This window comes from Micromonospora pisi, assembly GCF_003633685.1.
In the GTDB taxonomy this organism is placed as follows: domain Bacteria; phylum Actinomycetota; class Actinomycetes; order Mycobacteriales; family Micromonosporaceae; genus Micromonospora_G; species Micromonospora_G pisi.
Map to the genome: position 1 here is coordinate 7851265 of NZ_RBKT01000001.1, position 24930 is coordinate 7876194.

Below are 24930 nucleotides of genomic sequence, written 5' to 3' on the forward strand. Positions count from 1 at the left end.
GCGGTGGTTGCGGCTCACCGCCAACCGGCTAGTTCCGATCTCCGACGGGCAGTTGGTAGTCGAGCATCGAAAGGTCCGAACGTATGAGGAAACGAGTCACCTCGAAGGGCTGGTCATCGGCGTCGTAGCTGGTGTGCAGCACTTCGAGGATCGGCACGCCGACGGGTGCGCCGACCTCCGCTGCCTCCTGTGGTGTCGGAAGCCGGGCGCTGACTTCCTCCCGCACCCGGGCCAGACGATGACCGGCGCGCTCGAGTTGTTCATAGAGTGAACCTGGGCCGAGTTTGCTCTCGGTGGGGAAAGCCGACCGCTGCGCCAGGGCCAGGGCCAGGGGAAGGTAGGTGGTCCCGACCTGTACCGGCTCGTCGTCAGCGGAGTAGTGGTTCGTTCGGCACAGAACCTCGTCGTCGTGCGGGTCGAGTCGGAGCCGGGCGGCCACGTCGGCGGGCGCTCGCAGGCGCCGGATATCGGAACAGGCTGTCGTCGGTATCCGGCCTTGGACACCCACCTCGATTCGGAACGGTGACACGCCGCTCTCGGCTCGAAGTCGTCGTGAGTACCGGTAGGGCGCGATGCGGGCAAGGAGTGGCCGTCGCCGTACGAACAGGTCGTACAGCCGGCTGACCGTCCGCGCCCATTCGCCGGCCGCTCTCGTCACCAAGGCTCGGTCTGACGCGGAGCCGTCGATGGCGGTGTCGCGAGGTGGGGTGTTCACCGATGAGATGTGTAGCCGCGCTAAGCGCGCCGTGTCTTCGAGCGTCTGCCGGTAGGTCGCCAGTGCGCGGAGGTCGGGCATGATGGGTGCTCGCGCCGGACGGCGTCGGGGTAACGCAGGTGGGCACTGGGCTGCCAACACGCTGAGTTCGTCACCGGTGCCGAAGACGCGGTCGAGCGCGCTGCCCAACCGCTCGTGGGGGTTCCGCTGTCCGGTCTCCATCTCCCACAGATAGGTGCGGGAGTAGTGGGCGAGACGGGCGAGCTTGCGTAGCGAAAGCCCGTGTTCCTGACGGAGTTCCTTCAGGCGCTGGGCAAAGCGTGATTGTGCGGCTTCAATCGGGCTGTTCATGGGCATCCCTCGGAGGTGCGCCAGCGGTTGCCAGAGTGGTCCGTGCGGTGGACGGATCGAGTCGCAGTTGGACGAGGGCGATACCGGCGAGCACCAGGATCATGCCGGCGACCATCGGCGCGGTGACGGGCTCCTTGAGCACGAGGGCGCCAAGTACCACGGCCACGACCGGAAGTAGGTAGGTGGTGGTAGAGGCCGCCGTCGACCCGAGGTCGCTGATGAGCCGGTAGTTCAGGACGTAGGCGAGGCCGGTCCCCACGGTGCCGAGTATGACCAGGCTGCTGACCGGAACGGCGCTCCACGTCGGCACGGTCAGGCCGCCGAAGGGCAGGGCGAGGATGAGCAGCGCCGTACCAACGGCGAGCTGGCACGTCGAGAGCATGATCGGGGGAATGCCCCGTCCGGCGAGGTGCCTGCCCATGTAGACGTAGCTGAGGCCGTAGCTCGCGGAAGCGGCCAGACAGGCCAGCCCGCCCCAGCTCGCGATCTCCGTCGCCGATTCCCACGGTGTGAAGATCAGCACCGTACCGGCGAAGCCGGATGCGATTCCGGCAGCGCGCCAACCGTTGACCGCGCGATCGGTTCCGGCCAGGACTGCTACCAGCATCGTCCACAGCGGTGTGGTGGCGTTGAGTACGCCGGCCACGTTCGAGCCGACGGTCTGCTCCCCGATGCCGAACAGCGTGTACGGAACGGCGTTGGCGAGTAGTGCCGCAACGACGAGATGTGCCCAGATGCGCCGGCCCGACGGGAGGGGCATCTGGCGTACCAGGGCGATGGGCGCAAGCACCATGACCCCGAGTAGGAGTCGGGCCAGGACGATCTGCACCGGAGTGAACCCGCGCAGGGCCAGCTTGATCCACAAGAAGCCCGAACCCCAGATCAGGGCCAGCAGGGCCAGTCGCGCGATGCTTCCACGGTCGATCCGGGTTCCCACATCAATCCTCGATCGGCATCTCGTAGTCCAGGCCGTTCAGGTCGCCGCGCATGGTGAACCTGGTGACCTCGAACGGCCGGCCTTCGGCGTCGTACCCGGTGTGCAGCACCTCGATGATCGGTACGCCGGGCGGTACGGCGAGTCGGGCCGACTCGTCGGTGCTCGGCATGCGTGCGCTGACCTCTTCCCGGATCCGGGCGATGGGATACCCGAGGTCTTCGAACCTGGCGTAGATGCTGCCGGTCCCGAGCGTCTTCTCTGTGGCGAGGACGGAATCGCCGGCGATGTCGACCGGAATGTAGGTGACGCCGAGCTGGACCGGCTCCTCGTCGGCGTAGTACCAGTTCTCCCGCCGCACGACCTCGGACGTCGCCGGGTCGAGCGAGAGTCGGTCGGCCACGTCGAGCGGTGGACGCTCGCGCGTCACCGAGCGGCATTCCGTACGCGGGGCCCGTCCCTGCCGGCTGACCTCGATCCGGAATGGTGACAGCCCGGTCTCCTGACGCAACCGGCGTGAGTAGCGGCTTGCGCCAAGTCGGATGAGCGGCCAGCGTTTTCGGACGAAGACACCCCGTCCGTGCTGTGCGACCACCAGACCTTCGGACTGAAGGATGCTGATCGCTTCCCGCGCGGTGTTGCGCGCGGTGCCGTACGTCATCGACAGCTCGCGCTCGGACGGCAGTCGGGCATCTGCGCGCAGCTCACCGCGATCGATGGCGGCACGGAGGTCATCCGCGATTCGCCGGCTCGCGGGTCGCTTGTCTGGTTCGGGTCGCTCGGTCAACTGCTCCACCCGTCTCTGGGACACCAGTCATCGAGTGTAACGCAACTGGCTTAAGCCAGTTGCTTCTGCGGGTCGCGGTGCTCACGTTGACGGCGGGCCGGTCGGTGGGACAGCATGGCGCAACGAGAGCGGTGCGCGGAGGAACCCGGTGTGAGTCCGGGGCGGTCCCGCCACTGTGACCGGGGAGTGACCCCTCACGCACGGGCCACGGCCGAAAGGCCGGAAGGTCGAGGGGAAGCGTCGATCCGGGAGTCAGGAGACTCCGACCGCTCGCACCACCCAGCCAACGCGGGCGTGGACACCCGCGGAAGGGACTTGAGCATGGCTTCTGCGCGCCTGAGTGGGCGATGACCCCGCCGTACCCGTTCTCCGCCGTCGTCGGCCTGGCCGAACTGCGACTCGCCCTGCTCCTCAACGCGGTCTCCCCGGCCATCGGCGGGGTGCTGGTCCGTGGCGAGAAGGGCACCGCGAAGTCGACAATCGTCCGGGCCCTCGCCGCGCTGCTGCCCGACGTCGACGTGGTCCCCGGCTGCCGGTTCGCCTGCGACCCGGCCAACCCCGACGGCGACTGCCCGGACGGCCCGCACGAGCCCGGTGCGACCGCCGTACGACGCCGCGCCACCCTGGTCGAGCTGCCGGTCGGCGCCACCGAGGACCGGGTCGTCGGCACCCTGGACCTGCAACGCGCCCTCGCCGACGGGGTCAAGGCGTACGAGCCGGGCCTGCTCGCCGCCGCCCACCGTGGCGTGCTCTACGTCGACGAGGTCAACCTGCTTCCGGACCACCTGGTCGACCTGCTGCTCGACGCCGCCGCGATGGGCCGGGCACACGTCGAACGGGACGGGGTCTCGGTCAAGCACGCGGCCCGCTTCCTGCTCGTCGGCACGATGAACCCGGAGGAGGGCGAACCCCGCCCCCAGTTGGTGGACCGGTTCGGGCTGGTGGTGGCCGTGGCCGCACCCCGCGAGGCGCCCGCCCGGGCCGAGGTGGTGCGCCGGCGGCTCGCGTACGAGACCGACCCGGTGGGCTTCGCGGCGCGCTGGGTGGAGGAGGACGCCGTACTCGCCCGGCGGATCGCGGCCGCCCGGCTGCGGCTGCCCTCGGTGCGGCTGCCCGACGCCGAACTGGACCGGATCGCGACCATCTGCCTCGAGTACGGGGTCGACGGGCTCCGCGCCGACATCGTGGTCGCCCGGACCGCCGTGGCGCTCGCCGCCTGGCACGACCGGGACGTGGTGACCGCCGATGACGTCGCCGCCGCCGCCCGGCTGGCGCTGCCACACCGGCGCCGCCGGGACCCGCTCGACCCGCCCGGCACCGACCAGGACAAACTCGAGGAACTGCTCCGTGAACACGGCGGCGACGCCGACCCGGAGCCGGAACCGCCGGCCGGGCCGGACGACGGCCCCGACGACACACCGCCCGACAGCCCGCCGGACGGACCTCCGAACGGGCCCCACGGCGGCCCGCCACCGGGCGGCGGCGACCCGGGCCCGGACGGTCCGAGCCGGGACGACACCCCGGACGGCCCGCCCGCGTCGGAGCCGGCGAGCCCGGACGAGCAGCCCGCACCGGAGCGGCAGCCGGAGCAGTCGAACGCCGGCGGCCCACCACCGGTCGCCGCGACGCAGCCGTACCGGACCCGGCCCCTGGCGGTACGCGGACGGGGCACCGGCGCGCACACCGGCCGCCGTTCCCCGTCGTACGCCCGGCGCGGCCGGGTGGTCGGCGCCCGGCTGCCGGCCGGCCGGGTGACCAGCCTGCACCTGCCCGCCACCCTGCTCGCCACGGCCCGGCGCGGCGCCCGCGTGGTCACGGCGGCGGACCTGCGTGAGGCGGTGCACGTGGGACGCGAGGCGAACCTGGTGCTCTTCGTGGTCGACGCCTCCGGTTCGATGGCGGCCCGGCGCCGGATGCGGGTGGTGAAGACCGCCGTCCTCTCCCTGCTGCGTGACGCCTACCAGCGGCGCGACAAGATCGGCATGATCACGTTCCGGGGGACCGGGGCGAGCACGGTGCTCGAGCCGACGGCGAGCCACGAGGTCGGTGTGCTGCGCCTGGCCGAACTGCGCACCGGCGGCCGGACCCCGCTCGCCGCCGGCCTGCGCCAGGCCGCGCGGACCCTCGACAGCGAACGGCGCCGCGACCCGCGGCGTCGCCCCCTGCTGGTCGTCGTCACCGACGGCCGGGCGACCAGCGGGCCGGACCCGTTGACGGTCCTGCCCGCCCTCGGCGACGTCGCCTCGGTGGTCGTCGACTGCGAGTCCGGACCGATCCGGCTCGGACTGGCCCGGCGGCTCGCCACCGCCCTGGCCGCCGACTGCGTCCCGCTGGACGCGCTGCACACTCTCGGAAAGGCGGCCTGACATGCCCCAGGGCAAGCCGGAACAGATACCCGACGACGGCCTGACCACACGCGCTCGGCGCCGCCAGCCGGTCCTGGCCGTCCACACCGGTCAGGGCAAGGGCAAGTCGACCGCCGCGTTCGGGATGGCGCTGCGGGCGTGGAGCGCGGGTTGGCCGATTGCCGTCTTCCAGTTCGTGAAGAGCCCGAAGTGGAAGGTCGGCGAGGAGACCGCACTGCGCACCCTCGGCGAGAGCGGCCAGGGCGGCAGCGTGGTCTGGCACAAGATGGGCGAAGGCTGGTCCTGGATCCAACGTCCGGGCACCGAGCGGGACCACGCGGTCGAGGCGGCCGAGGGTTGGGCGCAGATCAAGCGGGACCTCGCCGCCGAGGCGTACCGCTTCTACGTGCTGGACGAGTTCACCTACCCGATCAAGTGGGGCTGGATCGACATCGCGGACGTGGTCGCGACACTGCGCGACCGGCCCGGCAACCAGCACGTGGTGATCACCGGCCGGGACGCTCATCCGGACCTGGTCGACCTCGCCGACCTGGTCACCGAGATGACCAAGGTCAAGCACCCGATGGACGCCGGCCGCAAGGGCCAGCAGGGCATCGAGTGGTGAACGTACCCCGACTGGTCATCGCGGCACCGGCCTCCGGCCACGGCAAGACCACCGTCGCGACCGGCCTGCTCGCCGCGTTCGCCGCGCGTGGCGTACGGGTGGCCGGCTTCAAGGTCGGCCCGGACTACATCGATCCCGGTTACCACACCCTTGCCGCCGGCCGGCCGGGCCGGAACCTGGACCCGGTGATGGTCGGTGAGGAACTCGTCGGGCCGCTCTTCGCGCACGGCGCCGCCGGGGCCGACCTTGCCGTGGTCGAAGGCGTCATGGGCCTGTACGACGGTCGGGTCGGCGCGGGTGACTTCGGCTCCACCGCCCACGTCGCGGCGCTGCTCGACGCACCGGTGCTGTTGGTCGTCGACGCCTCCGCGCAGGCGCGCTCGGTCGCCGCACTGGTGCACGGCTTCCGGTCGTTCGGCTCGGCCGCGACCGGGGCGGTCCGGATCGCCGGCGTCCTGCTCAACCGGGTCGGCTCCGACCGGCACGAGCAGTTGCTCCGGGACGCCTGCGCCGAGGTCGGCACACCGGTGCTGGGCGTACTGCGCCGGCACGCGGTGATCGCCGCCCCCTCCCGCCACCTGGGCCTGGTGCCGGCGGTGGAGCGGCGCGCCGAGGCGCTCGAATCGGTGGCCGCGCTGGCGAGCCTGATCACCGAGAGTGTCGACCTGGATGGCGTACTGGCGGTGGCCCGGAGCGCGCCGCCGCTGGTCGCGCGCGCCTGGGAGCCCCCGACGGTCGAGGTCGCCGGGCCCCGTCCGGTGGTCGCGATCGCCGGTGGACCGGCGTTCAGCTTCGGGTACGCCGAGACCACCGAACTCCTGCGCGCCGCCGGCGCCGAGGTGGCCGTGGTCGACCCGCTGCACGACGAACAGTTGCCGGACGGCACGGCCGCCCTGGTGGTGGGCGGCGGGTTCCCCGAGGTCTACGCCGAGCAGCTCACCGCCAACGCGCCGCTGCGCGCCGAGGTGGCCCGGCTCGCCGCGACCGGGGCGCCGATCGCCGCCGAGTGCGCCGGCCTGCTCTGGCTCAGCCGGAGCCTGGACGGTGCGCCGATGTGCGGGGTGCTCGACGCGGAGGCGGTGATGACCGACCGGCTCACCCTGGGTTACCGGGACGCGGTCGCGCTGAGCGACAGCGTGCTCGCGCCGACCGGCACCCGGGTCACCGGGCACGAGTTCCACCGCACCACCGTGACCCCCAGATCGGGTACGGCACCGGCCTGGGCCTGGCGGGACGCCGCACCCGAGGGCTTCGTCTCCGGCGGCGTGCACGCCTCGTACCTGCACCTGCACTGGGCCGGGACACCGTCCCTGGCCCGGAACCTGGTGGCCGCGTGTCGCTGATCGTCGGCGTCGGTGCCCGGCCGGGCGTGGACTCCGACGAACTCGACGCCCTGGTCGGTGCGGCGCTCGCCGCGATCGGGCTGGCCCCGGAGCGGGTGGCCGCGTTGGCCACGGTCGACCGTCGGGTGGTCGAACCGGGCCTGGTCGAGGTCGCCGGCCGACGGGGTTGGCCACTGGTCGGCTATCCGGCGCTGGAACTGGCCCGGGAGGCGGTGCCGCACCCGTCGGCGCTGGTCCGGGCGGCAACCGGTACGCCGAGCGTGGCCGAGGCCGCCGCGCTGCGCGCCGTACGCGACCGGGGCGCCGAGCCTGTCCTGCTGTTGCCAAAGCGGGCCAGTGGTGCGGCCACGGTGGCGGTGGCCGGACCGGCCGGTGAGGTGGACGCGTACCGTCACGACGGCGGTTAGCGGCACCCGCGCCACCAGCGCGAACGAGCACCGCGACGCCAGCGCGAACGAGCACCGGCGCGCCCGGCGCGAACGAGCACCGGCGCGCCCGGCGCGAACGAGCACCACGGGGACCAGCACAGCAAGGAGACACATATGAGCGGGAGCAGCGGCGGCAAGGTGGACCACCGGATCGATCCGGCCGACGGGGAACTCGCCCAGTTCTGGCGGGAACGGCACCTCTGCACCCTCACCACCCTCCGCGCCGACGGTACGCCGCACGTGGTGCCGGTCGGCGCCACCTTCGACGCCGACGCCGGCCTGGCCCGGGTCATCTCCTCACGTACCTCCCGGAAGGTGCTCAACCTCGGCACCGAGGGCGGCCCGGTGGCGGTCTGCCAGGTCGACGGTCGCCGCTGGTCGACGATCGAGGGGTACGCGGTGGTCCGGGACGACGCCGCGACGGTGGCCGACGCGGAACGCCGCTACGCGCAGCGTTACCGCCAGCCGCGTCCGAACCCCGAGCGGGTGGTCATCGAGATCCGGGTGACCCGCATCCTCGGCAATGTCTGAGCACCCGCCAGTGTCTGAGCCCTCGGCGATGGCAGCGGACCCGGACCAGCCGGACGCCGTGGTCACCGTCGTCGGCATCGGTGCCGACGGCTGGGCCGGGCTGAGCGGACCGGCCCGCGCCGCCCTCCGCTCGGCCGAGGTGCTGCTCGGCAGTGCCCGCCAGTTGGCGCTGCTGCCCGAGCCGGCCGACCTGCCCGGCGCGGGCACGAGCATGCTACGGATCGCCTGGCCGTCGCCGATGCTGGCCGCACTGCCCGGCCTGCTCGACGCCCACGCCGGTCGGGCGGTCGTGGTCCTGGCCAGCGGCGACCCGATGTTCTTCGGGGTGGGCACGACACTGACCCGGCTGCTCGGACCCGAACGGGTACGGGTCGTCCCGCACCCGTCGTCGGTCTCGCTCGCCTGCGCCCGGCTCGGCTGGCCGCTCGACGAGGTCGAGGTGGTGAGTCTGGTCGGGCGGGCGGTCGAACGGCTGCACCGCTTCGTGCACCCGGGCCGGCGGCTGCTCGTCCTCAGCGCCGACGGGCGCACCCCGGCGGCGGTCGCCGCCCTGCTCACCGCCCGTGGCTACGGCGGGAGCGGGGTGACCGTACTGGAGTCGCTCGGCGGGCCGGACGAGCGGATCCGCACCGGCACCGCCGCCGGGTGGGAGGAGACAGTCGGCCCGCTCAACGTCGTCGCGGCCCACTGCCAGGCCGACCCCGGCGCCCCGCCGCGCCCGCCCGTCCCCGGCCTGCCCGACGACGCGTACGAGCACGACGGTCAGATCACCAAACGCGAGATCCGCGCGATCACCCTGGCCCGACTCGCGCCCACCCCCGGGCAACTGCTCTGGGACGTCGGTGGCGGTGCCGGCAGCATCGCGATCGAGTGGCTCCGTACGCACCCGTCCTGCCGGGCGGTGGCGATCGAACGCGACCCGGTGCGGGCGGACCGGATCGGGGTCAACGCCGCCGCGCTCGGGGTGCCGGAGCTACATGTCGTACGCGGCGCGGCACCGGAGGCGCTGTCCGGGCTGGAAGCACCCGACGCGGTCTTCGTCGGCGGCGGCGTGACCGTTCCAGGTCTGCTCGACCGGTGCTGGCAGGCGCTGCGGCCGGGTGGGCGGTTGGTGGTCAACGCGGTCACCCTGGAGTCGGAGCGAACCGTCGGCGACGCGTACGGGCGGCTCGGCGGCGACCTGATCCGGCTGTCGGTCCAGCGGGCGGCGCCGGTTGGCAACTTCACCGGTTGGCGGCCGATGCTGCCGGTGACCCAGTGGACGGTGGCGAAAGCATGACGGTCTTCTTCATCGGCGCCGGTCCGGGCGCAGCGGATCTGATCACGGTTCGGGGCCGGGACCGGTTGGCAGCGGCGCCGGTCTGCCTCTACGCGGGCAGCCTCGTTCCGCCGGAACTGCTCGCGTACTGCCCGCCCGACGCCCGGCTGGTGGACACGGCGAACCTGAACCTGGACGAGATCGTGGCCGACCTGCTCGCCGCGCACCGCGCCGGCCTGGATGTGGCCCGGTTGCACTCCGGTGACCCGTCGGTGTTCAGCGCCGTGGCGGAGCAGATGCGCCGCCTCGACGCACTGGAGATCCCGTACGAGGTGGTGCCCGGCGTTCCCGCGTTCGCGGCGGCGGCCGCGGCGCTGCGTCGGGAGCTGACCGTGCCGGGCGTCGGCCAGACGGTGATCCTGACCCGGACCGCCGCGCGGGCCACCCCGATGCCGGCGGGGGAGGACCTGGCCACGCTCGGTCGCAGCCGGGCCACGCTCGTGCTGCACCTGGCAGTGCAGCGGATCGAGGAGCTGGTCGAGGAGCTGGTGCCGAACTACGGCGCCGACTGCCCGGTCGCCGTGGTGGCGCGGGCCAGCCGGGAGGACGAACTGGTGCTGCGGGGCACCCTGGCCGACATCGCCGGGCAGGTCCGGTCGGCCGGGATCGTCCGTACCGCCGTGGTCGTCGTCGGTTCGGTCCTCACCGCCGCCGCCTTCCCGGACAGCCACCTCTATTCGACCGACCGTTGCCGTGCCTGATCCCGCCCCCGCGCCGAGGGGTCGGAGCAGGCGGTCGGTGGAGCCGGCGCGCCGGTCAGTGGGTCCGGCCGACGATGGTGCCGGCGCGGTCGATCACCACCACGTCGACGGCCACGTCCGCCCCGCGCAGCACCTCCATCGAGGTGTTCCGGGCACCGGCGGCCACCAGGTCGCCCAGCGGCAACCCGACCGCCTGACACTGCCGCAGCGCGTCCAGGGCGGTGTTCGCTTCGCGTACCCCCTCGACCAGCGCCGGGTCCGCGCCGGCCTGGGCGACCAGCTCCGCCAGGGCGGGGAAATCCACCTGCGACCGGCCGGAGTGCAGGTCGAGGTGGCCGTTGGCGAGCTTGGTCAGCTTGCCGATGCCGCCCGCCACGGTGAGTCGGGGAATCGGGTGCCGGCGCAGGTACTTCAGCACCGCGCCCGCGAAGTCGCCCATGTCCAGCAGCGCGTCCTCGGGCAGCCCGTACAGCTCAGTGGCGACCCGTTCGGAAGTGCTGCCGGTGCAGGCGGCGACGTGCGGGTGTCCGGCGGCGCGCGCCACGTCGATGCCGCGCCGGATGCTGTCGATCCAGGCCGAGCAGGAGTACGGCACCACGATCCCGGTGGTGCCGAGAATGGAGAGCCCGCCGAGGATGCCGAGCCGGGGGTTCCAGGTGTGCCGGGCGAGTTCCTCGCCCCGCTCGACCGAGACCTCCACGAAAACGTCCCCGGTGCCGCCGTGCCGGTCCGCGACCTCGGCCACCGCTCGGCGCATCATCTCCCGGGGAACCGGGTTGATCGCCGGTTCACCGACCGGCAGCGGCAGGCCCGGCTTCGTCACCGTGCCGACCCCCACGCCGGCCTGGAACACCACCCCGACACCGGCCGGTGCCGGCCGTACGGTGACGTAGACCAGTGCGCCGTGCGTCACGTCGGGGTCGTCACCGGCGTCCTTCACCACCCCGGCCAGCGCCATCCGGTCGTCCAGCGCCTCCCGGGCCAGCGCGAACGACGGCCGCTGTCCCTTCGGCAGGGTGATCTCCACCGGGTCTGGAAAGGAACCGGTGAGCAGAGCGGTGTACGCGGCGGTGGTGGCCGCGGTGGCGCAGGCACCGGTCGTCCAGCCGTACCGCAGCGGGGTCGACGTCTTGCCGCTGGTCACCGGCCCAGCATGCCGGTTGCCCGAAGATCGACGCAGCGGGGGGTCCGATGAGCGGGTTCACCGTGCTGCTGCTCGGCGGCACCGGGGAGGCCCGTCGCCTGGCGGCGCTGCTGGCGTGGGAGCGGCCGGACCTGCGGGTGGTGACCTCGCTCGCCGGCAGGGTGGCCCGACCGGCACTGCCCGACGGGGAGGTCCGGATCGGCGGGTTCGGTGGCCCGGCGGGGCTGGCCGACTGGCTGCGTCGGGAACGGGTCGGTGCGGTGGTCGACGCGACCCATCCGTTCGCCGCCCGGATCAGCACCTCGGCGGTCACCGCCTGCGCGGAGGTCGGGGTGCCGCTGCTGGTCGTACGCCGACCGGGCTGGACCGAGCGGCCTGGTGACGACTGGCGGCGGGTGCCGTCACTGCAGGCCGCCGCCGAGATGGTCGCCGGCCTGGGGGAGCGGGTCTTCCTCAGTACCGGGCGGCAGAGCGTGGCCGTCTTCGCCGGGTTGGACCGGCACTGGTTCCTGGTCCGCTCGGTGGACCCACCGGACCCGCCGCTGCCGCGCCGCCTGGCGGTGGTGCTGGACCGGGGGCCGTTCACCGTCGCCGGTGAGCTGGAGTTGTTGCGCCGGTACGAGATCGAGGTGCTGGTCACCAAGGACAGTGGCGGCACGATGACGGCCGCGAAACTGGAGGCGGCCCGCGAGTTGGGTCTTCCGGTGGTGCTGGTCGACCGTCCGCCGACCCCGCTCGCCGAGCGGGTGGAGCGGATCGAGGAGGTCGTCTCGTGGCTGCCCGGGCTGCCGGGCATCCCGGGTTCGTAGTTTCGCTCGTTCACCCGTCCGGCAGGTCTCTTCGGCAACCAACGCGCGGTCACGTTCTGCGTACGGCCTGATCACGACGCTCACGTTTGAGCGTCGGCTCGGTAACCGGGTGACCCGCCACCTCTGATCTCTGGCGCAATGGCAGGAGCGACCAACCGCGGTGGTCCGATCGTGGGCCCGGGGCTGTGTCGAACCGTGCCGAATCCATCGGCCCGGGCCTCTCACCACCGACGTGTATCGGAGGTAGGCGATGGCTACCACCCGCCGATCGGCTCCACTGGCGGTTCTGCTCGGCACCCTGGCCCTGACCGTGTCCGCCACACTGGTCGGCTGCTCCGCCACCGGCGAGGACGACCGTGGGTCGGCGCGCCCCCCGGTCTCCCGGGGCGAGGACGAGGACAGGCAATGGCCCGGCAAGCAGGGCTCGTCCACCGAGGACGACCCCGAGTCGACCTTCGCCGTCGACATCGACACCGCGTCGTACGGTTACGCCTCACGCCTGCTCAGGGAGGGGCGGTGGCCGGAGCGGGACAAGGTACGGCCGGAGGAGTTCGTGAACTCCTTCGAACAGGACTACCCGGAGCCGAGCGGGGACGGCTTCGCGGTGCACATCGACGGGGCCAGCCCGCCGGCCAGTCACGGCCCCTCGATCGAGGAGGAGCTCCGCCTGATGCGGGTCGGGTTGCAGACCCGTTCCGAGGAGGCGGAGAGCCGGCCGGACGCCGCCCTGACCTTCGTCGTGGACACCTCCGGTTCGATGGCGGAGCCGGGCCGGCTCGACCTGGTCCAGGACGCGCTGCACACCCTCGTCGACCAGCTTCGGCCTACCGAATCGGTGGCCATCGTGGCGTTCAGCGGCGAGGCCCGGGTGGTACGGGAGATGACCCGCGTCTCCGACGCCGAGCGACTGCACTCCGCCATCGACTCGTTGCGGCCGGAGAGCTTCACGAACCTGGAGGCGGGACTGGTGCTCGGCTACCAGGTTGCCCGGGAGGGCTTTCGCGTCGGCCAGACGAACCGCGTGATCATCCTCTCCGACGGGTTGGCGAACTCCGGACAGACCGGTGCCGATTCCATCCTGCGGCAGGTCCGGGAGGAGGCGGACAAGGAGATCGCGCTGCTCGGGGTCGGTGTCGGCGGCGAGTACGGCGACGCCCTGATGGAGAAGTTGGCGGACCGAGGCGACGGGTTCGTGGTGTACGTCGGCGACCGCACGCGGGCGCGGGAGGTCTTCGTACGGCAGTTGCCGGCGACGTTGACCGTACGGGCTCTGGACGCCAAGGTGCAGGTGACGTTCGATCCCGCGACGGTCAGTTCGTACCGGCTGGTCGGGTACGAGAACCGGGCGCTCGCCGACGACGACTTCCGGGACGACCGGGTCGACGGTGGCGAGGTGGGCCCGGGGCACAGTGTCACCGCGCTCTACGAGGTACGGCTCACCGGTGAGCGGCCCGCCTCGGCGCGTGCGGCCCAGGTACGGGTGCGCTGGCTCGACCCGGCCGACCAGACGGCGGCCGAGACGTACGAGTCGGTCACGGTCGGGGACCTCGACGGCCGGTTCGAACTGGCGTCCCCGCGACTGTGGGTGTGTTACGCGGCCGGATACTTCGCCGAGGCGTTGCGGCGTACGCCGGTCGGGCAGCAGATCCCGTTGACGGACCTGCGCCGGGTCGCCGAGCGGGCGGCGGAGCAGACTCGGGACCCGAAGGTGGCTGAGCTTGCCATGCTCATCGGCCAGGTGGCCTAGCAAGCTTGATCAAATCACTGGCCCAGGTACGCCGGACCTGTGAGACTCGTCCCCGCGATCTTGATTGACTGCGCTCGACGCCGGTCCATCACGAGCGTCTGTTTCAACTCACGGGAGGTGTCATGGCGCTCCGTGCGGTTCAGTGGTGCCAGCGGAGTTGGTGCGGTACGGGCGGACGTGGCTCGGCCAGCAGGTCGGTCAGGAGCGCGGCGAGCCCGAGCGGGTGGACGAGGTCGTCGGTCGCCGCCAACTCGTCCACCAGCCACCACCGGTGTCCGGTGTGGGCGGTGACCTCGTAACCCGCCATCCCGCTCGTGTCCACCTCGTACGTCTGGACCTGAAGCCGGAAGAAGTCGTCGCGGAAGTTGCCCTCGGCCCAGCCGAGGTCGGCGTACCCGCTGGTGTAGGCGACCGGGTCACCGAGGTCGTCGGGGTCGACGACCAGTCCGACCTCCTCGCGGAGTTCCCGGGCCGCGGCCTGTGCCAGTGACTGGCCCTCGTCCACCCCGCCGCCGGGCGTGCACCAGGAGTGGCCGAGAGCGGGATCGCCGGGGTCCCGCAGGAACCGCAGGAGCAGGATCCGGCCGGCCCCGTCGAGCAGCAGGACCCGCGCCGCGCGCCGCCGGTATGTCGTCTCCTGGTCCGTCACCGCTTCAGGTTATACGCTGCTAACCCAATTGGATCTTGAAAAGAAGGCAATGGATATGGCACTTGGTGACGTGCTCGCCGCACGGGTCGTACCGTTTCTCGAACCTGGGGAAGTCCTGCAGGAGGTGTTTCCGGCCCAGGGCGGAATCACCCCGTGGCTCGGCAGCGGCATGGGCGTGCTCATCGCACTCGCCCTGGTGAGGTTTCGGATCGTCGCGGTGACCGGCGACGCGGTGGTGGTGATGGAGGCCGGCGGGCTCACCTACACGACGCCGACGAAGGTGCTCGCCCGGCTGCCCCGCGACACCCGGATCGGGCCGGTCAGGGGTATCTGGGCCAAGACCAGGATCGGCGAGGAGAAGCTGTACGTGCACTGGCGGTTCCACAAGCAGGTGCGGGCCGCCGACGCGGCGCTGGTGTCCTGAATGTTCGCCGCTGATCGGTCGGGGCGGTGAACCGGGCGTCCCGACCGATCAGCGTTCAGGACGTCAGGCCGGGTAGCGCCGAGGTGTGAAGACCACCGGGCCGGCGCCGCCCCGGGAGACCACCTGCGTGGTGGAGGAGCCGACGAGCAGCAGCGTACGCATGTCGACCTCGGCCGGGTCGAGATCGGCGAGCCGGACCACCCGTACCCGCTCGCCGGAACCGCCGACATCACGGCCGAGCACCACCGGGGTCTCCGGGGACCGGTGTTGCAGCAGCAGTTCCTTGGCCGCCGCCACCTGCCAGACCCGGCTCTTGGAGCCCGGGTTGTAGATCGCGATCACCAGGTCGGCGCTCGCCGCCGCGGCCAGCCGCTTGGTGATGACCTCCCACGGCTTGAGCCGGTCGGAGAGCGACAGCACACAGTAGTCGTGCCCGAGTGGGGCACCGACCCGGCTCGCCACCGCCTGCGCGGCGGTCAGCCCTGGCAGCACCCGTACCGGGATCTCGGTCCACTTCGGCTCGGAAGCGACCTCCAGTACGGCGGCGGCCATCGCGAAGACGCCCGGGTCACCCGAGGAGACCACCGCGACCCGGCGACCGCGTCGGGCCAGGTCGAGGGCGAACTCGGCCCGTTCCGCCTCCACCCGGTTGTCCGAGGCGTGCCGTCGCTGGCGCGGGTTGGCCGGCACCCGGTCCAGGTACGGCCCGTACCCCACCAGGTCGTCGGCGGTGTCGAGCGCGGCCCGTGCCTGCGGGGTCAGCCACTCCCGCCCGGCCGGTCCGAGTCCGACCACCACCACCTCGCCGAGGCCCGCCGGCTCGACCGGAACCGGCTCGGCGACGGTCACCGGCGCCGCCTGGCCGGCCAGTTCGGCCCGGGTACGTTCGTGCACCCGGCTCGGCAGCAGGGCCAGGGAGAAGTACGGCACCGTCTCGGGGTCGACCTCGTCCAGTTTGGCCGAGCGCTGCTGGTCGGTGGTGGCGCGTTCGACGTACCAGGCCTCGTCCAGCCGGCCCGCCTCGGCGAGTGCGGCGCGGACGTTGCCGAAGGTACGGCCCAGCTTCATGATCGCGGCCGAATCCGTTGCCGCCAGCCGCTCCGCCAGCACCTCGGTCGGCAGGGTGCCGGGCAGAATGGTCAGTGTCTCGTCCCGCTCGACCAGCGGACGCCCGAGTACGGCCGCGGCGGCGCTCACCGAGGTCACGCCCGGTACCACCTCGGTCGGGTAACGTCCGGCGAGCCGCTTGTGCATGTGCATGTACGAGCCGTAGAAGAACGGGTCGCCCTCGCAGAGGACCACCACGTCCCGCCCCGCGTCCAGGTGCGCGGCGAGCCGGGCAGCGCAGTCGGCGTAGAACTCCTCGATCTCCGCGCGGTAACCACCCGGGTGTTCCGGCTTCTCCGTGGTGACCGGGTAGGTCAGCGCCTCCTCGATCTGCCCGTCCCGCAGGTACGGCTCGGCGATCATCCGGGCGACGCTGCGTCCGTGCCGCGCGCTGTGGTAGGCGACCACGTCCGCCCGCTCAACCAGCCGGGCGGCCTTCACCGTCACCAGTTCCGGGTCGCCCGGCCCGAGTCCCACCCCGTAGAGCCGCCCCACCGGCGTGCCGCTGTCCACCCTGGTCACTCTTTCTCGTTGGCGATGGCGTTGATCGCCGCCGCGGTCATCGCGCTGCCACCGCGCCGCCCGTGCACGACCAGGTACTCCGGTCCGCCCGGATGTTCGGCGAGCGCCTGCTTGGACTCGGCCGCGCCGATGAACCCCACCGGGATGCCGAGCACGGCGGCCGGTCGTCCGGCACCCGCGTCGATCAGCTCCAGCAGTCGGAACAGGGCGGTCGGCGCGTTGCCGACGGCGACCACGGCACCCTCGAGGCGGTCACCCCAGAGTTCGAGGGCGGCGGCGCTGCGGGTGGTGTCGAGTTCGGCCGCCAGGGCCGGTACCCGGGGGTCGCGCAGGGTGCAGATCACCTCGTTGTCGGCGGGCAGTCGGCTGCGGGTGACCCCGGAGGCGACCATCTCGGCGTCGCAGAGGATCGGCGCACCCGCCCGGAGCGCCGCCCGCGCGGCGGAGACCACGTCGGGGGAGTAGCCGACATCCGACGGCAGGTCGACCATGCCGCAGGCGTGGATCATGCGTACGACCACCGTGGCGACATCGGCGGGCAGGCCCGACAGGTCCGCCTCGGCGCGGATCGTGGCGAACGACCGGCGGTAGATCTCCGCGCCGTCGCGGACGTAGTCGATCACGTACCCCTCCGTGCCGCCGCGATCGCGGCAGCGGTCTCGTCCAGCGTCGCCGACCGCGAGCGCGGCCGACCGTCCAGGCTGACCTGGTATCCGTCAACGGTCGCCAGTACCTCGACATGCCGGTCCACCGGCCGGCCGCAGCGCCGTTCGCAACCCACCCAGTGCACCGGCAGGCCCGCCGGACCCGGTGCCGCCACCGGATGCACCCGGTTCGCGTCGGCCCGTACGTCGGCGAGCGCCTTCGCGCAGCCAGGGCGCCCGGTGCACCCGGTCACCCCGACCCAACCGGCGGAGGTGTCGGCCACCAGTCCCTCGCCCGTGAGCGCGGCCAGCCGGCGCTCAGCCTCGCCGGTGCCGAGATCGGGTACGACGACGGTGCGCCACGGAGTGATGTTGATCTCGTGGGCGCCGGCCCGTGCCGCCGCCTCGAGGACGTCGACCTGCGCCAGGGTGAGCCGGCCGAGCGGCACCATCAGGGCCAGCGCCAGCCGCCCGTCGATCTGGGCGATCCGCCCGACCGGTGGCCGCGTCGGTGCGGGCGCGTCGGCGAGACCACCAGGTGATCCGACAAACGCCGGGTCGAGTGCGCTACGCAGCCGGTGCGCCACCCGCGGTACGCCGTCGTCGAGTTCGGTCAGCCGCCAGGCGGTGCCGCCCTGCGCCGTGTACTCGGCGAGGAAGGCGCGCGCGGCCCGCAGGGCGGTGCCCGCACCGGCCGCCGGAGGCAGCCGTACGCCCGTGTCGGTGCCGCCCAGCAGCACCGCGAGGGTGTCCGACGCCACGGCGAACAGGCCCACGTCCGCACCGAAACCGGTCACGTCACCACGGCCGTCGTCGACCGTGAACAGGAACCGGCCGGGGAGTTCGGCGAGCGCCGGATCGGCACACAACCCCTGGTCAAGCTCGTCCACCAGGGTACGGAGATCGAACCGTCCACCCTCGGCTCTGCCGCTGAGTGTGGAAGCGATGACGTTGCGTACGCGCTCGTGGGTCTCCGACGGCAACAGACCCGCGGCCCAGAGCCGGGCGGCCAGTTCCCGCTCCGCGCCCGCCGGCAGACCCCGGAGCTGGACATTGCCACGCGAGGTCAGCTCCAGCCCGCCATCGCCCAGTTCGGACGCGGCGGCAGCCAGCGCGGCCAGTTGATCGGCGTGCAGCCGCCCACCGGGCACCCGGACCCGGGCCAGGTTGCCGTCAGCGGCGACATGTACGCGCAGCGCCCCCGGACAGGCGTCCGGCGCCGACCGCCCTCGTGGTGACCACACCCGGCGGATACTACGGCCTGGGCAGGCCCAGCCGACCGGCACGCCGGCCGCCGCACCAGCACCCCGGTCGGGCATGGCTTGACGAACCGGGGTCCGACTCGTGAGAGTGGGAGCCGCTGAAACGCGGCGACAGGTGGAGGAAGCCGGTGTGATCCCGGCGCGGTCCCGCCACTGTTACCGGGGAGCGGACCCCGACATGGTCACGGCCCACACGGGCGGGAAGACCGGGGCGAGCGACGATCCGGGAGCCAGGAGACTCCAGGTCACCGCGCGGCAGGGAACGGACCCGAGGGGCCCGCGCCCGGCCGCAACCGACAAACCCGGGGCGCGGACCCCGAGGGAGGAACCACCATGTCACGCCACGCCCTGCGCGGTGCCCGATGATCCTGCTCCTCTCCACCTCGGACACCGACCTGCTCAGCGCCCGGGCCAGTGGCGCCGACTTCCGGCTCGCCAACCCGGCCCGTACCTCGGTCGAGGAGCTGCCAGCCCTGCTCGACGGCGTCGACCTGGTGGTCGTACGCATCCTCGGCGGCTACCGGGCCTGGGAGGAAGGGCTCGACGCGCTCCTCGCCGGGACGCTGCCGGTCGTACTCCTCGGCGGTGAGCAGGCACCCGACGCGGAGCTGATGCGCCGCTCGACCGTGCCCGCCGGGGTGGCCGCGGAAGCGCACACCTACCTCGCGCACGGGGGCCCGGCCAACCTCACCGAGCTGCACCGGTTCCTCTCCGACACGATCCTGCTCACCGGCTACGGCTTCGCCCCGCCGGTCGCGACGCCGGAGTGGGGGCGGCTGGAGCGCGAGTCCCGCCAGACCGACGGCCCGGTGATCGCGGTGCTCTACTACCGGGCCCACCACGTTGCCGGCAACACCGCCTTCGTCGAGACGCTCTGCACCGCCATCGAGGACGCCGGCGGCCGGCCGCTGCCGGTCTACTGCGCCTCGCTGCGCAGCCCCGCGCCCGCCCTGCTGGAAACCCTCGGCGAGGCGGACGCGCTGGTCGTGACCGTGCTCGCCGCTGGCGGCACCCGTCCGGCCGAGGTCGGTGCCGGTGGCGACGACGAGGCCTGGGACGTGGGCGCGCTCGCCGCCCTCGACGTGCCGATCCTGCAGGGGCTCTGCCTGACCAGCAGCCGTGCCGTCTGGGCCGACAACGACGACGGCCTCTCCCCGCTCGACACCGCCACCCAGGTCGCCATCCCCGAGTTCGACGGCCGGATCATCACCGTGCCGTTCTCCTTCAAGGAGATCGACGCCGACGGGCTCACCGTCTATGTCGCGGACCCGGAGCGTTCCGCCCGGGTCGCGGGCATCGCGGTCCGGCACGGTGTGCTCCGGCACACCCCACCGGAGCAGCGCCGGATCGTGCTGATGCTGTCGGCGTACCCGACCAAGCACGCCCGGATCGGCAACGCCGTCGGCCTCGACACCCCGGCCAGTGTGGTCCGGCTGCTCACCGCGATGCGCGAGCAGGGGTACGACATCGGCCCCGCCGACGGCCCGGACGCCTTCCCCGGCGTCAGCGCCGGTGACGGCGACGCCCTGGTGCACGGGCTGATCGCCGCCGGTGGACAGGACCTCGACTGGCTCACCGAGGAACAGCTCGAAGGCAACCCGATCCGGATCCCGGCCCGCCGCTACCGGGCCTGGTACGCCACCCTCCCGGCCGAGTTGCGCGAGGAGATGGAACGGCACTGGGGCCCGCCCCCGGGTGAACTCTTCGTCGACACCTCCCGCGACCCCGACGGTGAGATCGTGCTCGCGGCGCTCCGGTCCGGCAACACGGTCGTGATGGTCCAGCCGCCGCGCGGCTTCGGCGAGAACCCGGTCGCCATCTACCACGACCCGGACCTGCCGCCGAGCCACCACTACCTGGCCGCGTACCGGTGGCTGGCCGACGAGTTCGGCGCGCACGCGGTGGTGCACGTCGGCAAGCACGGCAACCTGGAGTGGCTGCCCGGCAAGACGCTCGGCATGTCGGCCGCCTGCGGACCCGACGCCGCCCTCGGCGACCTGCCCCTGATCTACCCGTTCCTGGTCAACGACCCCGGCGAGGGCACCCAGGCGAAGCGGCGCGCGCACGCCACCCTGGTCGACCACCTGATCCCGCCGATGGCCCGCGCCGACAGCTACGGCGACATCGCCCGACTGGAGCAGCTTCTCGACGAGCACTCCAACATCGCCGCCCTGGACCCGGCGAAACTGCCGGCGATCCGGGCCCAGATCTGGACCCTGATCCAGGCCGCCAAGCTCGACCACGACCTCGGCCTCGAAGACCGGCCGCACGACGCCGAGTTCGACGAGTTCATCCTGCACGTCGACGGCTGGCTCTGCGAGATCAAGGACGTGCAGATCCGCGACGGGCTGCACGTGCTCGGGGTGGCGCCGAGTGGGCAGAACCGGGTCGACCTGGTGCTGGCCATGCTCCGGGCCCGGCAGATGTGGGCCGGACAGGTCGCCGCGCTACCCGGTCTGCGTGAGGCCCTCGGCCTCATCGAGGACGGCAGCGCCGCCCGCGGCGAGGTGGACCGGATCGAGGAGACCGCCCGCGCGCTGGTACTGGCGATGGAGGAACAGGACTGGGCGCCCGGGGTGGCGGCCGAGGTGTGCGCGGCCGTCCTCGGTGCCCCGGAGACCGGTCAGGTAGCGGCGGCCGGCGACCCGGCGGTCGACCACGCGCAGGTGACCCGGGTGTTGGAGTTCGCCGCCACCGAGATCGTGCCCCGGCTGGCCCGGACCACCGACGAACTCACCGCCGTGCTGCACGCGCTCGACGGCGGCTACGTGCCCGCCGGCCCGAGCGGGTCGCCGCTACGCGGCCTGGTCAACGTCCTGCCCACCGGCCGCAACTTCTACTCCGTCGACCCGAAGGCGGTGCCGAGCCGGCTGGCCTGGGAGACCGGGCAGGCGATGGCGGACTCGTTGCTGGCCCGCTACCGGGCCGACACCGGCGAGTGGCCGCGTTCGGTCGGGCTCTCCATGTGGGGCACCAGCGCCATGCGTACCGCCGGTGACGACATCGCCGAGGTGCTCGCGCTGCTCGGCGTACGGCCCCGCTGGGACGAGGCGTCCCGTCGGGTCACCGGGCTGGAACCGGTCGACCTGGCCGAACTGGGCCGGCCCCGGATCGACGTGACGATGCGGATCAGCGGCTTCTTCCGGGACGCGTTCCCGCACGTGGTGGCCCTGCTCGACGACGCCGTACGGCTGGTCGCCGCACTGGACGAGCCGGCCGAGTCGAACTACGTACGGGCGCACGCCCTGGCCGACCAGGCGGAGCACGGTGACGAGCGGCGCTCCACGATGCGGATCTTCGGCTCGAAGCCCGGTGCGTACGGGGCCGGGCTGCTGCCGCTGATCGACAGCCGGAACTGGCGTGACGACGCAGACCTGGCCGAGGTGTACGCGGTCTGGGGCGGGTACGCGTACGGCCGTGGCGTGGACGGGGTCGCGGCGCGTACCGACATGGAGACGGCGTACAAGCGGATCGCGGTCGCGGTGAAGAACACCGACACCCGGGAACACGACATCGCCGACTCCGACGACTACTTCCAGTACCACGGCGGCATGATCGCCACGGTGCGCGCGCTCACCGGTAAGGCACCGGCGGCGTACATCGGGGACAGCACCCGGCCGGACGCGGTGCGTACCCGTACGTTGAGCGAGGAGACGGCCCGGATCTTCCGCGCCCGGGTGGTGAACCCGCGCTGGCTCGCCGCGATGCGCCGGCACGGCTACAAGGGCGCGTTCGAACTAGCCGCGACGGTCGACTACCTGTTCGGCTACGACGCCACCGCCGGCGTCGTCGCCGACTGGATGTACGAGAAACTGGCCGAGACGTACGTCCTCGACCCGGAGAACCAGAAGTTCCTCACCGAGTCGAACCCGTGGGCGTTGCACGGCATCACCGAGCGGTTGCTGGAGGCGGCCGACCGGCAGCTCTGGGAGCACCCGGAGCAGGCCACCCTCGACGCGCTGCGCGAACTGTACGTCCAGACCGAGGGCGACCTCGAGGACGACGGCTCCGAGTAGCCCACCTCCCGAAGGAAGGGCCCCTTGTTATCGCCAGGCGATAACAAGGGGCCCTTCCTTACACCGTCACCAGGTGACGGGGAGGGATTCGAGAGTGCGTACGGCCATGCCCTGACGGAAGCGGAGTTCGTCGGCGGGCACCGCGACCCGCACGTTCGGCAGACGCCGGAGCAGTCCGCGCAGCGCCTCCTGGAGCTCCATCCGGGCGAGCTGCGCGCCGAGGCAGTGGTGGATGCCCGCGCCGAAGCCGAGATGCGGGTTCTCCGGGCGGGACAGGTCGAGCCGGTCCGGCGCGGCGAAGGCGGCCGGGTCGCGGTTGGCCGCGACGAACGCCGGTAGCACCGCCGACCCGGCCGGCAACGTCACCCCGCTCAGCTCCACCTCCTCGGTGGTGACCCGGGGCAGCATCACGCCGGTCTCGCCGAGCTGGATGAAACGGGTCAGCTCCTCGACCGCGGCCGGGATCGTGTCCAGGTCGGCGCGGAGCCGGTCGAACTCCTCGGGGTGGTGCAGCAGGGTCAGCAGGAACATGTTGATCTGGTTGGTGGTGGTCTCGTGCCCGCCGATCAGGACGCCGACGCAGACCGAGACGAGTTCCCGCTCGGTGAGCTTGTCCTCGTCGTCGCTGGCGCTGATCAGCGCGGTGATCAGGTCGTCGCCCGGTTCGGCGCGCTTGGCGTCGATCATCGACGCGAAGCTGTCGAACGCCGCCTGGGTTCCCTCCGGGTCCCGGCTCCAGTCACCCATCATCGTGTCCGACCAGGTCTTGCAGAGATACCGCAGGTGGTCCGGTACGCCGAGCAGTTCGCTGATCACCGCGATCGGGAACGGCGTCGAGAAGTGCCGCGCGAGGTCGACCGGCCGGGGCCGGGCCTCGACGTCGTCGAGCAGTTCGTCGACGAGCTTCGTCACCCACGGTCGTAGCTGCTCGACCCGACGCGGAGTGAACGCGCGGGCGACCAGCCGACGCATCCGGGTGTGGTCCGGCGGGTCCATCCCGATCAACGATTCGGTCTCCAGCACGCCGAGTTCCTTCGGCGGCCCACCGGGCCCGACGGCGGCGGCCCGACTGAACCGGGCATCGGTGAGCACCCGGCGCACGTCGGCGTACCGGCTCACCAACCAGGCCGGGCTGCCGTCGGGCATGGTCACCGGCGTGACCGGGCGGTGTTCGCGCAACTCGGCGAGCTGCGGCGAGGGGTGGAAGATCGTCGGCGGTGCGGCGAACGGGTACGGGAGCGGGGTCTGCGCTTCGGTCATCGGTACCTGCCCTGGGAGTCGGTAGCGGATAGGGAGACTGCGGGCAGCTCAGGGCGGTGCGCCGACCCGTCCCCGGGCGGCCAGCCGGGCCAGCGCCGGGACCAGATCGGCCGGTGCGGGGCGGGCCCGGATGGCGTCACGCAACCGGTGCGCCGCGTCCGTCCACCTCCGGTGGTGCAGCAGGTCGGTGAGTCGGTCCCGGATCGCCGACCCGTCCACCGCCGGTCCGTCCAGGTAGCCGCCGGCACCGGTCGCGGCGAGTCGCGCCGCGTTGAAATGCTGGTCGCTGACCTGGGGGAGCACGAGTTGCGGCACGCCGAGCGCGGCGGCGGTCATGGTGGTGCCGGCGCCGCCCTGGTGCACCAGCGCCCGGCAGGTCGGCAGCACCAGGTGCAGGGCCAGCGGCGCCGCCGCCAGCCGTACGTTCGGCGGCGGCTCGCCGAGCTGGTCACGTTGCCCGGCGTCGAGCGCGACCACCACCTCCAGGTCGAGCGCGGCGAGTGCCGCCACCACCTGCGGCGCACCGACGAACCCGGTCAGTTCCGCGCCCGCCATCATGGTTCCCCAGGTGACACAGATCCGGGCCGGCCTCCCGGAAGCGTCGTCGCGCCACAGCCAGTCCGGCAGCACCGAGACCCCGTTGTACGGCACGAACCGGGTCGGTTCGGTGGGTACGGCGACCGGCACCCGCATCGGTGCCGGGCACGGGTCGATGGTCAGCGTGCCGTCGAGATCGACCTGGTCGGTCGGTACGCCCACCCGGGCGGCGAGCGGGCCGACCACCGTCTCGAGGTCGAGGTCGAGTTCGGTGCCGGAGTCCGGCCCCCACAGGTGACGCACACCGGGCACGCCGAGCGCGGCGGCGGTGATCGCGCCGGCCAGGTTGAACGGCTCGTACACGACCAGGTCGGGTCGGAACGCGCGGCCGAAGGCGACCAGGTCGTCGAGCATCGCGTCGGCGTACCGGACCACCCCGCCGTCCGGGGTGATCTCCGGTTTCATCCGGTTGCCGGGCGCCGTCACCGCGTGCTCGGGGAGGCGGGCGGCCACCGGGCCGATCTGACCGCTGAACACCGTCGCGAAATCGAGATCCACCCCGACCGGTACGGCGGTCAGCCCGGCCGAGGTGACCGCGTCGACCAGCCCCGGCCGGGCGGCGACCCGCACCTGGTGACCGGCGGCCTGCAACGCCCAGCCGAGCGGGACCAGCGGAAAGAAGTGCGACCGCCAGCCCCAGGTGGCGATCAGCACCCGCACGGGCACCGCCG

Annotated in this window: 21 protein-coding genes and 2 riboswitches; of the genes, 11 read left to right on the forward strand and 10 right to left on the reverse strand. The window is 72.6% G+C overall.

Annotated elements, in window-relative coordinates:
• Positions 1–28: 28 nt before the first annotated feature.
• From BDK92_RS33640 to BDK92_RS33650, 3 genes are read right to left on the reverse strand one after another with little or no spacing between them, the layout of a single operon-like run.
• The gene (locus BDK92_RS33640) at positions 29–1066 is read right to left on the reverse strand and encodes a UTRA domain-containing protein (RefSeq protein WP_170208787.1); all 1038 of its coding nucleotides are present in this window, start codon (positions 1064–1066) and stop codon (positions 29–31) included.
• Entirely contained in the window at positions 1050–2003 is a 954-nt protein-coding gene (locus BDK92_RS33645; RefSeq protein WP_211349467.1) for a DMT family transporter, read from the reverse strand. Before BDK92_RS33645 ends, BDK92_RS33640 begins: the two co-directional genes overlap by 17 nt.
• Before the next feature lies 1 nt (position 2004).
• Positions 2005–2811 carry a GntR family transcriptional regulator gene (locus tag BDK92_RS33650; protein WP_211349468.1) on the reverse strand — a complete coding sequence of 269 codons (807 nt, stop codon included), beginning with the start codon at positions 2809–2811 and terminating at the stop codon, positions 2005–2007.
• A 114-nt stretch (positions 2812–2925) separates the two neighbouring features.
• A riboswitch (cobalamin riboswitch) is annotated at positions 2926–3050 on the forward strand.
• Positions 3051–3134: 84 nt separating this feature from the next.
• Between BDK92_RS33650 and BDK92_RS33655 the strand changes: the two genes are divergently transcribed.
• The 7 genes from BDK92_RS33655 (at position 3135) to cobM (ending at position 10078) form a co-directional block, all read left to right on the forward strand.
• Positions 3135–5153, forward strand: a complete 2019-nt coding sequence (locus tag BDK92_RS33655; protein WP_121160362.1) for a VWA domain-containing protein — start codon at positions 3135–3137, stop codon at positions 5151–5153.
• Position 5154: 1 nt separating this feature from the next.
• Positions 5155–5757 carry a cob(I)yrinic acid a,c-diamide adenosyltransferase gene (gene cobO / locus BDK92_RS33660; RefSeq protein WP_121160363.1) on the forward strand — a complete coding sequence of 201 codons (603 nt, stop codon included), beginning with the start codon at positions 5155–5157 and terminating at the stop codon, positions 5755–5757.
• The gene (locus tag BDK92_RS33665) at positions 5751–7100 is read left to right on the forward strand and encodes a cobyrinic acid a,c-diamide synthase CobB (RefSeq protein ID WP_121160364.1); all 1350 of its coding nucleotides are present in this window, start codon (positions 5751–5753) and stop codon (positions 7098–7100) included. The genes cobO and BDK92_RS33665 overlap by 7 nt, the downstream gene beginning before the upstream one ends.
• Entirely contained in the window at positions 7091–7507 is a 417-nt protein-coding gene (locus BDK92_RS33670) for a cobalamin biosynthesis protein (RefSeq protein ID WP_211349469.1), read from the forward strand. Before BDK92_RS33665 ends, BDK92_RS33670 begins: the two co-directional genes overlap by 10 nt.
• 135 nt (positions 7508–7642) lie before the next feature.
• A complete protein-coding gene (locus BDK92_RS33675; protein WP_121160365.1) occupies positions 7643–8059 on the forward strand; it encodes a pyridoxamine 5'-phosphate oxidase family protein in 417 nt (138 codons plus the stop codon).
• Between the two features lie 10 nt (positions 8060–8069).
• Positions 8070–9338, forward strand: a complete 1269-nt coding sequence (cbiE, locus tag BDK92_RS33680) for a precorrin-6y C5,15-methyltransferase (decarboxylating) subunit CbiE (protein WP_342775871.1) — start codon at positions 8070–8072, stop codon at positions 9336–9338.
• On the forward strand, positions 9335–10078 hold the full coding sequence (cobM, locus tag BDK92_RS33685; RefSeq protein WP_121160367.1) for a precorrin-4 C(11)-methyltransferase: 744 nt from the start codon (positions 9335–9337) through the stop codon (positions 10076–10078). Before cbiE ends, cobM begins: the two co-directional genes overlap by 4 nt.
• Positions 10079–10133: 55 nt before the next feature.
• Here cobM and BDK92_RS33690 read toward each other — a convergent pair whose 3' ends face one another.
• Complete coding sequence (locus tag BDK92_RS33690; RefSeq protein ID WP_121160368.1) at positions 10134–11222, reverse strand: cobalt-precorrin-5B (C(1))-methyltransferase; 1089 nt, start codon at positions 11220–11222, stop codon at positions 10134–10136.
• Positions 11223–11269: 47 nt separating this feature from the next.
• Between BDK92_RS33690 and BDK92_RS33695 the strand changes: the two genes are divergently transcribed.
• Positions 11270–12031, forward strand: a complete 762-nt coding sequence (locus BDK92_RS33695; protein ID WP_121160369.1) for a cobalt-precorrin-6A reductase — start codon at positions 11270–11272, stop codon at positions 12029–12031.
• Between the two features lie 250 nt (positions 12032–12281).
• Entirely contained in the window at positions 12282–13778 is a 1497-nt protein-coding gene (locus BDK92_RS33700) for a vWA domain-containing protein (protein ID WP_121160370.1), read from the forward strand.
• Between the two features lie 139 nt (positions 13779–13917).
• Here BDK92_RS33700 and BDK92_RS33705 read toward each other — a convergent pair whose 3' ends face one another.
• Positions 13918–14427 carry an NUDIX hydrolase gene (locus BDK92_RS33705; RefSeq protein WP_121160371.1) on the reverse strand — a complete coding sequence of 170 codons (510 nt, stop codon included), beginning with the start codon at positions 14425–14427 and terminating at the stop codon, positions 13918–13920.
• 55 nt (positions 14428–14482) lie between these two features.
• Between BDK92_RS33705 and BDK92_RS33710 the strand changes: the two genes are divergently transcribed.
• On the forward strand, positions 14483–14851 hold the full coding sequence (locus BDK92_RS33710) for a hypothetical protein (RefSeq protein ID WP_121160372.1): 369 nt from the start codon (positions 14483–14485) through the stop codon (positions 14849–14851).
• A 63-nt stretch (positions 14852–14914) separates the two neighbouring features.
• Here the strand turns inward: BDK92_RS33710 and BDK92_RS33715 are convergent, their stop codons facing one another.
• Genes BDK92_RS33715 through cobG form a run of 3 tightly spaced genes read right to left on the reverse strand, consistent with a single transcriptional unit; the run spans position 14915 to position 18368 of the window.
• A complete protein-coding gene (locus tag BDK92_RS33715) occupies positions 14915–16480 on the reverse strand; it encodes a precorrin-2 C(20)-methyltransferase (protein WP_246017398.1) in 1566 nt (521 codons plus the stop codon).
• Positions 16477–17100: a precorrin-8X methylmutase gene (locus tag BDK92_RS33720; RefSeq protein ID WP_425462329.1), complete on the reverse strand. Its 624-nt coding sequence runs from the start codon at positions 17098–17100 to the stop codon at positions 16477–16479. Before BDK92_RS33720 ends, BDK92_RS33715 begins: the two co-directional genes overlap by 4 nt.
• A complete protein-coding gene (cobG, locus tag BDK92_RS33725; RefSeq protein WP_246017399.1) occupies positions 17100–18368 on the reverse strand; it encodes a precorrin-3B synthase in 1269 nt (422 codons plus the stop codon). Before cobG ends, BDK92_RS33720 begins: the two co-directional genes overlap by 1 nt.
• Positions 18369–18505: 137 nt before the next feature.
• Positions 18506–18626: riboswitch (cobalamin riboswitch) on the forward strand.
• 122 nt (positions 18627–18748) lie between these two features.
• Here cobG and cobN point away from each other — a divergent pair.
• On the forward strand, positions 18749–22402 hold the full coding sequence (gene cobN, locus BDK92_RS33730) for a cobaltochelatase subunit CobN (protein ID WP_121160375.1): 3654 nt from the start codon (positions 18749–18751) through the stop codon (positions 22400–22402).
• Between the two features lie 66 nt (positions 22403–22468).
• On the opposite strand, the gene BDK92_RS33735 is transcribed toward cobN, so the two are convergent.
• Both BDK92_RS33735 and BDK92_RS33740 read right to left on the reverse strand, forming a co-directional pair.
• Entirely contained in the window at positions 22469–23662 is a 1194-nt protein-coding gene (locus BDK92_RS33735; RefSeq protein ID WP_121160376.1) for a cytochrome P450, read from the reverse strand.
• A 48-nt stretch (positions 23663–23710) separates the two neighbouring features.
• A complete protein-coding gene (locus BDK92_RS33740) occupies positions 23711–24925 on the reverse strand; it encodes a nucleotide disphospho-sugar-binding domain-containing protein (RefSeq protein ID WP_170208788.1) in 1215 nt (404 codons plus the stop codon).
• Positions 24926–24930: the final 5 nt, after the last annotated feature.

Excerpts from the sequence above, each read along its gene's own strand:
- BDK92_RS33640 (WP_170208787.1), bottom strand. The coding sequence starts at position 1,066 with ATGAACAGCCCGATTGAAGCCGCACAATCACGCTTTGCCCAGCGCCTG.
- BDK92_RS33655 (WP_121160362.1), top strand. The coding sequence starts at position 3,135 with ATGACCCCGCCGTACCCGTTCTCCGCCGTCGTCGGCCTGGCCGAACTG.
- cobO (WP_121160363.1), top strand. The coding sequence starts at position 5,155 with ATGCCCCAGGGCAAGCCGGAACAGATACCCGACGACGGCCTGACCACA.
- BDK92_RS33675 (WP_121160365.1), top strand. The coding sequence starts at position 7,643 with ATGAGCGGGAGCAGCGGCGGCAAGGTGGACCACCGGATCGATCCGGCC.
- cobM (WP_121160367.1), top strand. The coding sequence starts at position 9,335 with ATGACGGTCTTCTTCATCGGCGCCGGTCCGGGCGCAGCGGATCTGATC.
- BDK92_RS33695 (WP_121160369.1), top strand. The coding sequence starts at position 11,270 with ATGAGCGGGTTCACCGTGCTGCTGCTCGGCGGCACCGGGGAGGCCCGT.
- BDK92_RS33700 (WP_121160370.1), top strand. The coding sequence starts at position 12,282 with ATGGCTACCACCCGCCGATCGGCTCCACTGGCGGTTCTGCTCGGCACC.
- BDK92_RS33710 (WP_121160372.1), top strand. The coding sequence starts at position 14,483 with ATGGCACTTGGTGACGTGCTCGCCGCACGGGTCGTACCGTTTCTCGAA.
- cobN (WP_121160375.1), top strand. The coding sequence starts at position 18,749 with ATGATCCTGCTCCTCTCCACCTCGGACACCGACCTGCTCAGCGCCCGG.
- BDK92_RS33735 (WP_121160376.1), bottom strand. The coding sequence starts at position 23,662 with ATGACCGAAGCGCAGACCCCGCTCCCGTACCCGTTCGCCGCACCGCCG.